The 13,634-nt window shown below is 50.9% G+C and carries 13 protein-coding genes; 9 read left to right on the top strand and 4 right to left on the bottom strand.

Going from position 1 to position 13,634, the window contains the following annotated elements:
• Position 1: 1 nt before the first annotated feature.
• Complete coding sequence (locus tag DFP94_RS20270) at positions 2-436, top strand: ArsR/SmtB family transcription factor (RefSeq protein ID WP_114498306.1); 435 nt, start codon at positions 2-4, stop codon at positions 434-436.
• 521 nt (positions 437-957) lie between these two features.
• Here DFP94_RS20270 and DFP94_RS20265 read toward each other — a convergent pair.
• The 3 genes from DFP94_RS20265 to DFP94_RS20255 form a co-directional block, all read right to left on the bottom strand.
• The gene (locus DFP94_RS20265) at positions 958-1,731 is read right to left on the bottom strand and encodes an IS3 family transposase (RefSeq protein WP_181873235.1); all 774 of its coding nucleotides are present in this window, start codon (positions 1,729-1,731) and stop codon (positions 958-960) included.
• Positions 1,732-1,832: 101 nt separating this feature from the next.
• Positions 1,833-2,129 carry a transposase gene (locus tag DFP94_RS20260; protein ID WP_114498304.1) on the bottom strand — a complete coding sequence of 99 codons (297 nt, stop codon included), beginning with the start codon at positions 2,127-2,129 and terminating at the stop codon, positions 1,833-1,835.
• 379 nt (positions 2,130-2,508) lie between these two features.
• The gene (locus DFP94_RS20255; protein WP_114498303.1) at positions 2,509-3,396 is read right to left on the bottom strand and encodes a LysR family transcriptional regulator; all 888 of its coding nucleotides are present in this window, start codon (positions 3,394-3,396) and stop codon (positions 2,509-2,511) included.
• A 179-nt stretch (positions 3,397-3,575) separates the two neighbouring features.
• Between DFP94_RS20255 and DFP94_RS20250 the strand changes: the two genes are divergently transcribed.
• Entirely contained in the window at positions 3,576-4,682 is a 1,107-nt protein-coding gene (locus tag DFP94_RS20250) for a YeiH family protein (RefSeq protein ID WP_114498302.1), read from the top strand.
• On the opposite strand, the gene DFP94_RS20245 is transcribed toward DFP94_RS20250, so the two are convergent.
• Positions 4,654-4,890 carry a hypothetical protein gene (locus tag DFP94_RS20245; RefSeq protein WP_114498301.1) on the bottom strand — a complete coding sequence of 79 codons (237 nt, stop codon included), beginning with the start codon at positions 4,888-4,890 and terminating at the stop codon, positions 4,654-4,656. The two genes, DFP94_RS20250 and DFP94_RS20245, sit on opposite strands and share 29 nt — an antisense overlap.
• A gap of 174 nt (positions 4,891-5,064) precedes the next feature.
• On the opposite strand from DFP94_RS20245, the gene DFP94_RS20240 reads away from it, so the two are divergent.
• The 7 genes from DFP94_RS20240 to DFP94_RS20210 all read left to right on the top strand — a co-directional run bounded on the left by DFP94_RS20240 (position 5,065) and on the right by DFP94_RS20210 (position 13,341).
• A complete protein-coding gene (locus DFP94_RS20240) occupies positions 5,065-5,706 on the top strand; it encodes a GyrI-like domain-containing protein (RefSeq protein WP_114498300.1) in 642 nt (213 codons plus the stop codon).
• 117 nt (positions 5,707-5,823) lie between these two features.
• A complete protein-coding gene (locus DFP94_RS20235) occupies positions 5,824-6,801 on the top strand; it encodes an aldo/keto reductase (protein ID WP_114498299.1) in 978 nt (325 codons plus the stop codon).
• Positions 6,802-6,994: 193 nt separating this feature from the next.
• Entirely contained in the window at positions 6,995-7,564 is a 570-nt protein-coding gene (locus DFP94_RS20230; protein WP_245955003.1) for a TetR/AcrR family transcriptional regulator, read from the top strand.
• A gap of 219 nt (positions 7,565-7,783) precedes the next feature.
• The gene (locus tag DFP94_RS20225) at positions 7,784-9,262 is read left to right on the top strand and encodes an MDR family MFS transporter (RefSeq protein WP_425459270.1); all 1,479 of its coding nucleotides are present in this window, start codon (positions 7,784-7,786) and stop codon (positions 9,260-9,262) included.
• A gap of 329 nt (positions 9,263-9,591) precedes the next feature.
• Positions 9,592-10,884 carry an NCS2 family permease gene (locus tag DFP94_RS20220; RefSeq protein WP_114498296.1) on the top strand — a complete coding sequence of 431 codons (1,293 nt, stop codon included), beginning with the start codon at positions 9,592-9,594 and terminating at the stop codon, positions 10,882-10,884.
• 218 nt (positions 10,885-11,102) lie between these two features.
• A complete protein-coding gene (locus DFP94_RS20215; protein ID WP_114498295.1) occupies positions 11,103-11,627 on the top strand; it encodes a hypothetical protein in 525 nt (174 codons plus the stop codon).
• 313 nt (positions 11,628-11,940) lie between these two features.
• Positions 11,941-13,341, top strand: a complete 1,401-nt coding sequence (locus DFP94_RS20210; RefSeq protein WP_114498294.1) for a sensor domain-containing diguanylate cyclase — start codon at positions 11,941-11,943, stop codon at positions 13,339-13,341.
• Positions 13,342-13,634 lie beyond the last annotated feature (293 nt).

Here is a 13,634-nt window from a genome sequence, read left to right as displayed (position 1 = left end):
GATGACGTCCACGGCCTCCGCGCCGAACCAAGATGTCTTTCAGGCGGTCGCAGATCCGACCCGGCGCCAGCTTCTAGGCTTGCTTGGCGACCGCGAGCTGCCGCTGAAAGACCTGACCGGCCACTTTCCGATGAGCCGGACCGCCGTCTCCAAGCATCTTCGCATCCTCTCCGATGCGGGACTGGTCCGGGAACGGAAGGTCGGCCGGGAAACGCGCTACCGGCTCGACGCGGATCCGCTGCTCGAGCTGAAGCGCTGGCTGGCTTACTTCGACCGCTTCTGGGAGAACAAGCTCTCCCTGCTGAAGCACTATGTCGAATCCAGCCCGGACGCCGGTACCCCGGCGGCAGCGGAAGAACGCCTCCGCCTGGCCGGCCCGGCGCAGCAACCGGCCTCGCCACAACAGCCAACCTCGCCGCAGGGCCATGAGGATTGACGCGAGAGACGGGAGTAACGGGAGTAACGCCTCATCTGGGGCGGTCATTCCAGGTAATTAACTGGAAAACCTCCAGTTAATTTCCTCAAAATCGGCCAAATTGCCAATTTAACCGGAAAACCTCCAGCTAATTTTTTCGTTTTCGGCCCCAAACGCCAAAAAAGTACTAGATAGCAAAAAATAACTGGAGGTTTTCCAGTTATTTTTTGTTTTTTACAATAACCGAGAAATTAACTGTAGTTAATCCAGTTAATATTCTAGCTCGACAGCAGCCGGGCGTGAACATGCTTTCTAACAAACTAATCAACTAACCATAAATAGCTCAAGTTACCCCATACTCATCTCAATCCACTCAAGCTTCCACTCAATGCTATACTCTGCTCAATGCTCAATCTACTCAATGCCTCAATTTACTCTAAAACGCCCAACAGTCCGCCCGCCAGCCGGAAACTCATTCTCAACGCCCCCATCGTTCCTGCATAAGTAGCGACTTGCTCTTCTGTCAAGAAAGTAGACACTTCTTACACTGCCTGCTTACGGTAAAATTGCTCCTCAAAACGACACGGGGACATGTAGCCAAGTGTGCTGTTGGAACGTTTGCGGTTGTAGAAAAACTCAATGTACCTGTATAGCTTTTCAAAGGCTTCCTGCTTTGTTTTGAATTTCGGCGAACAGTAAATGAGCTCCCGTTTCAAGATGCTGTGGAAGGCTTCGATACAAGCATTGTCGTAGCAATTGCCCTTGCGGCTCATGCTCGCCTTGATTTTGTATTTCTTTAGTTTGTTGCGGTACTCCTTGGAGGCATACTGGGAGCCTCGATCCGAGTGATGGATGAGCCCCTTCTTTGGTTTCTTGGCTTTGTAGGCTTGGTCTAACGCTTCAGTAACAAGTTCGGTGGTCATTCGATCACTAAGCTTCCATCCAACTACTTGCTTTGTACATAAATCCAAAACGCTTGCCAAATACAGCATCCCTTGGCGACAAGGGATGTAGGTAATGTCTGCAACCCATTTTTGGTTTGGGGCTGTTGCTTTGAAGTTTTGCTTGAGCAAATTTGGTGAAATTGGCAAATCATGCTTGGAGTCGGTGGTCATTACCTTAAACTTACGACTCATGCACGAGCGAAGCCCGTGGTCCCGCATAATATTGCTGACTGTTTTCTCTGCGACAATCCACCCTTCCTTTTGGAGTTCATTCCATATTCGAGGGCTGCCGTAACGATTCTCCGAGTCGATATAGTGCCATTGGATGCGCGCTGTAAGCTGCTCCTTGCGTTTTTGCTGTTCACTTGGCACGTGGTTCAACTACTTGTAAAAGCCGCTCCTGGAAACGCTGAGGACCTCGCACATCTTCTCCACTCGAAACTCGGAGCGATGATCTTTGATGAACTGGAACCTTAGTTCCTTTCTTTGCTGAAGATGTGCATGGCTTTTTTTAAGATCGCGATCTCCTCTTTCAGATCCTCAATCTCACGTTGCTGGTCGTGAATAGTTTGAGACTGATTGCGAAGAGTCTCCCCGTGGTTGATAGGTTCGTTCTCGAACTCCCGGTACTTCCCAACCCATTGCCGCAACGTATCCGGATTTATGTTTAGTTCTTCAGCAATCTGAGGAAGGGACTTCGTCTGTTCTTGAACGTATCTCACAGCTTCTCGTTTAAACGTCTCGTTGTAGCTTTGCCTTTTTTCACTCATGCTCCGCGCCACCTCTTAATTATATTAACTCTATTATCCGTGAGTGGTTAAGAGGTGTCCACTTTCTATACTAGGTGCGACTGTCCGATAAAATTACTCACCTAACCCACTTAACTCGGAATAACTCCACTTAGCCTGCCTCTTCACTCAACAGCTACTGGTATTCCTACACATAACAAAACAAACACTTGTTATTCATTCTCACTGTCTCTGATAAAGTTGCTTATCACGGACCTTGCAGCCCCATCAGTCATATTGCTTTATACGGCCAAATAGACGCACTTCCGCCAATCCTCCATGCCAATCACTCGCGTCGTATGCGGATACCAATCACATATGCCAATTCCCCCAGGCTAGGCGCAACCGCCAAAACCCCCGGCTACTGATGGACCTCCAACAGCTTTTGAAGGAACATGTCCACGGCTAAGGTGGGGGAAGCGTGTTTGTTACGAATCAGAGAGAAATCGCGCTGTAATGCGGTGCCGTCGGTTATGATTTCGAGCAGTTCGCCGCTGGCCAGTTCTTTGCGGACGACCCAGCGGGAGAGCAAGGCGACGCCGAGGCCGGCGGCGACCGCTTCTTTTACGCCTTGGCTGCTGTTGAAGACATAAGATTGCTTCACGGTCAGGCTGCGCTCCTGTAGAAAACGGTCGCTGAACGCCCGTGTTCCGGAGCCGCTTTCGCGCAAAATCCATACCAGGTTTTGCAGGTAGGAGTATTCTGCCCGCCGAAGCGAGGATAAAGGGTGCTCCGGTGCGGCAACTACGATCATTTCATCCTTCATGTATGGCGTAACCCGCATCTCGGACTGATCGGGAACTTCGCCTTCCACGAGGCCGAGGTCAAGCTCGCTCAGCCGGACGCCCCGGGTGATCTCTTCGGTATTGCCAATCGTTACTTGCATCTCCACCTCCGGGCAGCCCGTGGCAAACTCCGCCAGCATGCGAGGCAAAATGTACTCACCGATCGTAAAGCTGGCACCGATGTGAATGGAGCCGGTCACAATCTCATGGAGCAGCCGGATTTCCTGCTTCGCCCCCTCGTAAAGCGCCAAAATTTGCTTGGCCTGGCGGTACAAAATCTCGCCCTCCTCCGTCAGCTTCACATGTTTGGGGGAACGGTTCAGCAATTGGGCTCCGAATTCATTTTCAAGATTGCGGACATGTAGACTTACTCCGGGCTGAGACAGATTGAGCATCTCTGCCGCCCGCGAAAAATGGCTTTGCTCCGCCACCGTAACAAATACGCGCAATGTTTCCACGATCACACTCTTTCACTTCCTCTCTGATTCCATTGTATCCCTGATCCTGTAACTGCAACAATTCAATCATTAGTATTTCTGATGATAGGAATAGCAGATTCCTATTTCACTTTCGTTGCGACGGGAGATAACATGAACGTGAGACAGCGCGGTTCCTTCTATATAACAGGCTTGGAGTGAAAGACATGGCACAAACGGTAAAGATACAGATTGAGGCACGACCGTACAAACGGAGGCAAAAAATCGGCTTTGTGCAGGGCCTCGGCCTAACCTTGCTGCTTGCGGTAGCAGCCAAATACATGGCGGTTCTCCCGTTCTTGAACGTCATGGGACAGCTAGTGATCGCCATGATCCTAGGTATGGCCTGGCGGGCGATATTTGGCGTGCCTGCCGCTATTGCGGAAGGAATTTCGTTTTCCGGTAAAAAACTGCTTCGCCTCGGCATTATTCTGCTCGGCATGCGGCTGAATTTGGGGGACATTGTCCAAGCCGGGCCGAGCGTACTCATTATAGCTCTGATTCATATTACAGTGACCCTGTTCGTTGTTTACGGTCTTGCTTCGCTGTTCAAAGTGGATTCTAAATTGAGCATGCTAACCGCTTGCGGTACCGCTATCTGCGGGGCGGCAGCTGTGGTGGCGATTGCCCCACAGGTGGAGGCGGGGGATGAAGAGACCGCGATAGGTGCGGCCGTTGTTGCGATTTTGGGAACGATATTTACTTTGGCGTATACCTTGCTATATCCGGTTTTTGGACTTACACCGGAAGGCTATGGGGTATTTTCGGGATCCACGCTGCATGAGATTGCGCATGTGATCGCGGCGGCAGCCCCTGGCGGAAAAGAAGCTGTCGACCTGGCGGTCGTAGTGAAGCTGACGCGGGTAGCGATGCTTGTTCCTGTAGCGTTGCTGGTGGGCGCTTGGGTACAAAGAAAACGGCGGGGGAGGGAAGCCGAGTCTGCGGATTCGGTGAAACGGCCGGATTTGCCGGATGCTTTGGAGGATCATTACAAAAACCGGGGATTCCGTTCGATCCCGATTCCTTGGTTTATTCTTGGCTTCCTCCTCATGAGCGGGGTTAACACCCTTGGAATTGTTCCGCAACGGCTCTCGGCCTATCTTGTCGCAGCCGCCTATCTCCTTATCGCCATGGCGATGGCCGGATTGGGGCTTGGCGTGGACTTCGCGGCGTTCCGACGTTTAGGCATCCGCCCGTTCTGGGCAGGACTGATTGGCTCGCTGGCGTTGTCCGGGCTAGGATGGATTACTGTCCATCTCTTCGGGCTTGCGTAAACACTTCATCATCATCATTTCGGGTTAAAAAACTTGTAAGCAACAATGCCAATAACACCATAATTCCGGATGCGCCTAATTGAATAATGAGTTCGTAGCCATCCGGAAGCCGGATATAGCCAAAAATCTTTTGCATAAAGAACAACAGGATCCTGAACAAGGCCAGAAAGACTAGAATCTTTACTGCATATATTTTAAACTTTTTCATGGACTTCACCCACCCACCAATGAATTGCTTCTAATCGATATTTTACACGAAGTTGGCCATAATTTGGGAGACTTAAGAGATATAGATTTTGAGCCGAAAACCCTGACAGGCTGCTGTCAGGGTCTTTCCTTTAAGATAGAAATATCCCTAAAACAACCAAGGAGGTCACCTCGAATGAAACAGCAAACTGGAAAACTGGATTTAACCAAGGCGGACACCGCCTATTATACCGCCGCACGCCATCCTGAGTATCTCACGCTGCCACCCTATAATTACCTCGCTTTGACCGGATACGGTTCACCTGACAGCAAGGCTTTTGCAACCGCAACGGAGTCTTTGTACAAGCTGGCCTATGGAATTAAAGGAATTTACAAGCAGACGGGAGAAGACTTTGTTGTAGCCAAACTGGAAGGTTTGTGGTGGGTTGAGAGTAAAGTAGATTCCTTTAAAGATGCGCTGGCTGTTCCCAGAGAGGAATGGCACTGGAAGTTGTTGATCCGCCAACCTGATTATGTAACGGCTGAGGCTGTAGAGAAGGCGAGAAATCAGGCGTTGGCCAAGCAGGGCCAGACTTCCCCGGGTACTTCCGAGAAATTACATCAGGTGGCTTTTGAAAATATGGAAGAAGGCTCCTGCGTACAAATGCTGCATCAGGGTCCATTTACCGATGAGCCTCGAACGCTGGCACAAATTCATAGCTATATTGAGGAGCATGGCTTTACTCCGGTCGGGAAGCATCACGAAATTTACTTGAGCGATTACCGCAAGACCGCCCCGGACAGGCTGAGAACGATTTTACGTCAACCGGTAAAATAAATCTCAAAATCCAGCATTGCAACCGGATATTTTGTCCAAGACCTCTGCGAGGTATATAATGGAAGGGCAGTTTGCTTCAGTTAATGCCAGCCATCATATATCGAGGAGGTTGTTGCAATGAAGTATGCGAAATTGGGAAGAAGCGGCTTGAATGTCAGCCGATTGTGTCTGGGGACGATGAATTTCGGACCGAGCACGGAGGAACGGGAAGCGTTCAAAATTATGGACGCGGCGCTGGATGCCGGGGTGAATTTTTTTGATACGGCCAATGTTTACGGCGGAACGCCGCACCGGGGCTGGACCGAGGAAATTATCGGACGCTGGTTTGCCCAGGGTGGCGGAAGAAGGGATAAGGTCGTACTCGCTACGAAGGTATACGGAGGCATGGGCGATCCGAACGCGGACCCGAACGGGGGACACGGATTGTCCGCCTATAAAATCCGCCGTCATCTGGAGGATTCGCTGCGCCGCCTGCAAACCGATCATATCGAACTGTACCAGATGCATCATGTGGACCGGAGCGTATCCTGGGATGAATTGTGGAACGCCTTCGACATTGCGTTAAAACAAGGAAAGATCGGTTATGTCGGCGCCAGTAATTTTGCCGGCCGCGATTTGGTCAAAGCCCAATACGAAGCGAAAAATCATAGCCTGCTGGGACTCGTCTCAGAGCAGCATAAATATAGCCTGCTCTGCCGCTTGCCGGAGCTGGAGGTCCTGCCGGCCGCCGAGGACCTTGGCATCGGTGTCATTCCGTGGAGCCCGCTGGACGGAGGCCTCCTCGGCGGCAACTGGAACCCGCAGCCGGGCTCGCGGACCGCAAAGCAGGGTGAACGCCTGGAGAAGCTGCGCCCGCAGTTGGAACGGTTCACCGCGCTTTGCAAGGAGCTCGGCGAGGCGGAAGCGACCGTCGCGCTGGCCTGGACGCTGGCTAATCCGGCGGTTACCGCGCCGATCATCGGACCGCGCACGCTTCAGCAGTTCGAAGATACGCTGCGCGTCGTCGAGGTGGAGCTGAGCGAAGATACGCTGAAGGCGCTGGATGAGATTTTCCCGGGGCCCGGCGGAGAGGCGCCGAAGGCTTACGCCTGGTAATTTGCATAACACTTAACGAACTTTTATCAGCCGTTCCGGCTTATCCTGAGGGAGATCCGGAACGGCTGTTTGATTTTACAAAGACAGGAGAACGACTCGGCACTTGTCCCGAATTGTTTCTTGACAGTGCATCAAATTTAAACTAAATTATATAGACCGATTGGTTTAATTTATGATGAGACGCGAGGTTAGTATGATGCCAAACCAGAATCTTACCCGCAAAACCCTGATTGAGACGACAGCCAAGCTGCTATCGAATCAAGGCTACAATGCCACCGGGCTGAATCAGATCACCCAACTCAGCGGAGCTCCGAAGGGCTCGCTTTATTATCATTTTCCCGAAGGAAAGGAACAACTCGCTTGCGAAGCCATTCAGTACACGCAAAATATGGCACGCATGAAGCTTCAAGACGTGTTTCAATCGGTTTCCGATCCGATAGAGGCCGTTCAGAGCATGTTCGCTCTTTTGACGGAGCAGTTTGAACATGGGGAGGCGCTTGGAGTACCGATCGGCATAATCGCCCATGAAACCGCCAAATGTAACGAAACGATTCGCCAGGCCTGCAGCAGCGCCTATGAGTGCTGGGGTTCCGAGTTCCAAAAGAAATTTGCGTCCGCCGGATATTCGAGTGAAGAGGCGCGTGAGCTGTCGGTGATGATCAACGCGATCATAGAAGGCTCGGTTATTATGAGCTTGACCCAAAAAAGCAGCGATCCGCTGCGGATTGCTTCGGAAATGGTTCCGAGATTGTTCCGGAAGTAGCGTTTTCGCACCCCTATTATTTCAAATTTTAAATATAGAACGGTCTAATTATAGGTTGAATTAATATGCCGATTAAACATAAACTAAATTCGCAAGGCCGATGCTTAGCCTCTGACTGACGGCTGACGGTTTGTCTTGTTCACATAGAGACTACTACTATAGACAGAAAAATATACCCTGGATAAGTCTGGAGGAAGTTATAAAATGAATGTTGGCACAATGGGCGCGGATCATTCCGCCCAACCCCAGGGGATTCGAAGGCTTCCGATTACGATTGCACTCATTATCGGTGCGTTCGTCTCGATTCTGAACGAGACCCTCTTGAACGTAGCTTATACGGATCTTATGGGCGAACTGCACGTTAGCCCTTCAACCATTCAATGGTTATCTACGGTTTATATGCTGGTGATCGGTATTCTGGTCCCGATTACGGCCTTACTGATACAATGGTTTACCACAAGACAAATGTTCCTGTCGGCCATGATTTTATTCTTAGTCGGTACAATCGTGTGCGGCATCGCTCCTTCCTTTGGCGTCCTGCTGACCGGACGGATTATTCAGGCGATCGGAACAGGGCTTTTGCTTCCGGTTATGATGAATACGATCCTTACGATTTATCCCCCGGAAAAAAGAGGCGCGGCGATGGGGACCATCGGCCTCGTCATCATGTTCGGTCCGGCGATCGGCCCGACGCTGTCCGGCCTGATTCTCGATTCGTTGAACTGGCGCTGGTTGTTCTTCATCGTCATTCCTTTAGCCGTATTTTCGATTCTGTTTGCCGCCGTTTATTTGCGGAATGTATCCGAGCTTTCCAGACCGAAAGTGGATCTCATATCGATTCTGCTGTCCACGGTCGGTTTTGGCGGAATCGTCTATGGCTTCAGTCATGCCGGGGAAGGGGAGGGCTGGTCCGATCCGGTCGTCTACACTTGCCTGATCGCGGGCTTTGTTGCACTGGCCTTGTTTGTATGGCGGCAGTTGTCGGTTAAAGAACCGACCCTGGATGTCCGGGTGTTCAAGTATCCGATGTTCGCGCTTGCAGCTGCGTTGCTGATGGTTATGATGATGACGCTGTTCTCCACGCTGATTCTGCTGCCGATGTATTTGCAGGGGGCGCTGCTTCTGACTCCGTTCGTGGCAGGTCTCGTCCTGCTGCCCGGCGGCGTTATCAATGGGTTGATGTCGCCCGTTGCCGGGCGGTTATTCGATAAATTCGGCCCAAGAGCGCTGATCGTACCCGGCTTGATCATTGTTATCGGGACATTGTGGTTCATGAAAGACTTAACGACCACCACGCCGGTCGGCATCGTAATCACGCTGCATATTACGCTTCTCATCGGGATCTCCCTAGTGATGATGCCGGGCCAAACGACGGGGCTGAACCAGCTCCCGCCGCGGATGTATCCGCATGGCACCGCCATCATGAATACGCTGCAACAGGTGTCCGGGGCGATCGGCACGGCGCTGTTTATCAGCATTTATTCTTCCGGCCGGTCCCGTTATTTGCAGGCTTTGGCCAATCCCGAAGATCCGGCGGAAAAGCCGAACGCTTTGGTCGCGGGGCTTCACGATGCTTTTACGATTTCAATGTTCGTAGGTCTGATAGCGCTCCTGCTCGGTTTGTTCCTTCGCCGGACGCAGGCTCCGATCGAGTATCATCCGACCGAGCCTCAGCCTAAACCTCAACCTCAGCAGTAAAAATAGCAAAAAACCCCGATAGGCCCGCCATATCATGGCGGTGCTTATCGGGGTTTTTCAATTCAAGGCCTCATGTCGGGGTCGGGTCAGCGTGAAGGGGCCAGGCGGCTGTGATCGCTTTGCCGATTCCCCGGCTGGCGCCGGTAATTAAGGCGACCTTTGGATACGCATATCGTTTCCCGTAAAAAAAGATTATTCTGGCTAAAATTTCCCTGAATTCTGTACAGTCTGTGGAATTAATCCTTGGCCGCTTGACGACGATAGGGGATAGGCGGACAATACTAGAGGGCTAAACAACAAGTAGCTTTACATAAGAAAGGGAGAGCCATATGAATAAATTTTTTAAATTGAAACAACATGGTACCACCGTCAAAACGGAACTGCTGGCAGGGGTGACCACCTTCCTGGCCATGGCTTACATTCTGGTCGTCAATCCCGCCGTATTGCATGCCGCCGGGATTCCGTTCGATCAGGTGTTCATGGCAACGGTCATTTCCGCCGTCGTCGGCACGCTGTTCATGGCGCTTTTCGCCAATCACCCGATCGCCATCGCTCCGGGGATGGGGCTTAACGCTTATTTCACCAGCGTCGTCGCATCCACCGGCTTAACTTACCAAACCGTGCTCGGCACCGTGTTTATCGCTGGCATACTGTTTCTGCTGCTCAGCCTGACCAAGCTCCGGGAAGCGCTGATTCGCGCCATTCCCGATTCGCTCAAATTCGGCATCACGGCCGGCATCGGCCTGTTCATCGCATTTCTCGGCCTGAAAATGTCCGGCATCGTTGTCGCCAGCCCCGACAACCTCGTTACCTTCGGCGACCTGCACCGTTCGGTAACGCTGCTGACGATTTTCGGCGTCTTCGTTACGCTCGTTCTGATGGCACGCCGTATTCCGGGCGCGCTCTTTATCGGCATGGCGCTGACCGCGGTGATCGGATATCTGACCGGTCAGCTTCATTTTGACGGCGGCGTTGTTTCGGCTCCGCCGATGCCGGTCTTCTTTGACATGGATATTCCCGGCGTTTTTAGCCAAGGGCTATACTCCACCGTATTCGCCTTCCTGCTCGTTACGTTGTTCGATACGACAGGTACCCTGATCGGCGTGGCGGAGCAAACGGGCACTATGAAGAATGGCGAATTCCCTCGTGCCAAATCGGCGCTGCTGGCGGATGCGACGGCGACGACGGTCGGCTCGATGTTCGGCACGAGCCCAACGACTGCGTTCATCGAGTCGACAACCGGGGTAGCTGCGGGCGGACGGACCGGGTTGACCTCACTGGTCGTGTCGGTTCTGTTCCTGCTGTCCATCTTCGTTTCGCCGCTCGTAGGGGCGATCTCCTCATTGCCGGCCATTACGGCTCCGGCCCTGATCATTGTGGGTTGCTTTATGATGGAGGGACTGGCCCGCATTCAGTGGAAATCTTTTGACGAAGCATTTCCTGCCTTCGCTATCTTGTTGATGATGCCATTGACCGCAAGTATCGCGACCGGCATCGCTATCGGCTTCATCACCTATCCCGTGATGAAGCTCGTCAGCGGAAAAGGACGGGAAGTTCATCCGCTGCTCTATGTCTTTGGGGCGATCTTCGTTATCCAACTGGCGTTTTTCCCGGCGCATTAAAACGCCTTCAAAGAATAAGATTTTGTTACCTGATTTAACCTGGTTGTGACCCTTTTCCGGCAGTGTGATCATATAATGGAAGTATAAATAATACTTCGTGTTTAAACGTTTGAAAAAAGGTTATTTATACTTATAGCGTGTGTTATAACTTGTCGGTCGGTGTATCGAATTGCCGTTCATAAGTTCATGATGAAGACCGGAAAGGCGGGAACCTTGTAATGAAAAAATTAATGACGGTTCTGCTCCCCTTATTCCTTATTGTCGTAATGTCTTCGTTAACTACGTCCAGTTCAGGAGCTGCCAAGCCGGAAAAATCACCGGACACCGTCCGGGAAACACAGCACTTGACCGTCTATATCGACCGGCTCAATCTCGGGTCGGACGGTGGCGAAATCACGGTCGATCCCATACAATGGTACACCGGGGAAGAAGCCGAAGCCGTATTCGCCAAGTTGGAACCGGATGCCGGCATCGACGGCCCGCCGGACGGTTATTATATCGTGAATGAGGATGAACGACTGGAGCATTATCCGGTAGCCAAGAATACTCAAGTCCTGATGCAAATCTACGATCGTACTGGCATCGTTGAAGATGCCGAGATTTCGTGGAATGAGCCGGTGACTCTGGAAAAACTGGCCAGCCTGCTCCGGTACGCCGACGTTTTTGATGTTAGCCTTTTTCCGTATCATTTGACAATTGAAAACGGGCAGGTAACCGGCATTGTGCAGCAGTATGTGCCTTAATGTATACTAAGCGATTTGAGATGGTTCATAAGTAGGAAAAGAGAACCAGAGGGAATGAAAATACAGGGCAATCCCCTTTTGGAAAACAAGTGAATGAACCCATCTAAACAAGATGGATTTCCTTGTTGTTCAGAGGGGATTTTTCGCAAGCAGCTGTTCTTTGACTGATGATTGCTGGGTCCGCAACCCTTAAGTCCGGTTTCGGAGAAGTAGAATTTTTCATAAAACAGTACCCTTATAATTCCCAAAGGTGTAATATGGAAGAAAGCGAAACTAGTTCTTTATTACTATTTTTGGAGAGCGTGAACGGATCATGAATAGGGTACAAGAAATTCACCGGCGAAATGTGCTGATGCTAAAGCTGCTTTGGAGCTTTTATTTGATTTCGCTCTTAGTCAACCTGATTGTAGATAAAAGCATATACGTCCTATATCCACCGGTCGGACTCCTTCTGGGCATTGGTTTGCTGGTACTTGTGGCAAGCCGCCGCGTTCCGGAATTCGCCATGTTTTTGATGGTGGCGTCGCTTTACGTTTTTTTGCTGAGCCTTACTTTGAAATATCCTTATCTCGTTAATTTTATATTTCTGGGACTCATTCCCTTGTTTACTCTTTTATATCTCGATTTTAGGGCCGTTTTACTGTCCGGCATCTTGTACCTTGCTACGGCCATCTATATGTTTTACACATTGCATGATGAAATGTTTGCGGCGGTGGAGCGAAGCGACATAGTTTATATCATTACGTTCGGGCTATTTTCAACCGCGTTTTCTTTGTTCTTCACGAAATTCACCAAATCCCTTTGGCTGAAGGCCGAAAAAACCGGAGACCAGCTCAGTAGCATTCTGCAAAATGTCGAGATAGCAACCTGGTCGTATAATTTGAGCGATGGCATTATGCGTCTGTCCGAAGGCATTGTTCATATTAGCGGTAGGCCGTTGGAGGCTTTTAAGGGCGATTACCGGATTCTGACCGATATTGTATTGCCGGCGGACAAGCCCCTTATTATGCAAGCCCAAAAAGAAATGGTCCTGGACAAACGAAGCATCGTCACGGAGTGCCGGATTGTCCATCAAGACGGTGAATATCGGTGGACTCAAATCCGGGGGAACCCCTATTTTAATGAACTTGGCCATTTAGAGAGGCTTGAAGGCGTCATTATCGATATCACGGAACGGAAGAGGCTGGAGGAGCAGGTAGAATACCTGGCTTACCACGATGAATTGACCGGCCTTCCTAACCGGGTGTTGTTCAATATGCGTTTTGACCAATACATACATGAGGGCACGTCCCTTTTGACGATCATGTTTATCGATCTCGACAATTTCAAGGAAGTCAACGATGCATTCGGCCACAGCGCGGGCGATCTGCTCTTGAAGGAGATTGCCGGAAGGCTGTCTGCTCATATTCGGGATACCGATATGGTCTGCAGGCTTGGCGGGGACGAGTTCCTGCTTTTGCTTTCCCATAGCGATGCGAGGCACGCCTCCAAAGTGGCGGAACGGATTATCGCCAGTCTCTCCAGCCCTTTTCATTACCAGGGCTATCCGCTCGTTGCAACGCCAAGCATTGGAGTATGCGTGTATGAAGGTGGCCCCTGCGACCTGGACCAGCTCATCCGGGAAGCGGATGAGGCGATGTATGAAGCGAAGCGGGAAGGACGCAACCGCTACTTTATTAACTCGGCATCCTCCGGCGTGACTTCGTATGTTTAAGTGATAAAAGGCAGACAAGGGCACAGTCAGGTACGCTAGATGAACTAGGTTGGTAGGTTAAGCATCGCGGAAAGCATGGCTAGTTATAGGGTTAACCAGGTTGGTAGGGTAAGCGTGGTGGCAAGCATGGTGGCAAGCATGGCTAGTTGCCAGGTAAGCTAGATTAGCTAGTTTTCAGAGGAAAAAGGTTGCCGGGCCAATATATTGCTGCAAAAGTGCAGTTTATTTCGCTTAATTCCTCTGGAACTAGAGTAAATACTGCAAATGTGCAGGAATTTCACGACAGAATGATA

The organism is Fontibacillus phaseoli, assembly GCF_003337355.1.
GTDB lineage: Bacteria > Bacillota > Bacilli > Paenibacillales > Paenibacillaceae > Fontibacillus > Fontibacillus phaseoli.
The sequence above is the reverse complement of the archived record's forward strand: the minus strand, read 5'-3'. Positions and strand labels throughout refer to the sequence as shown.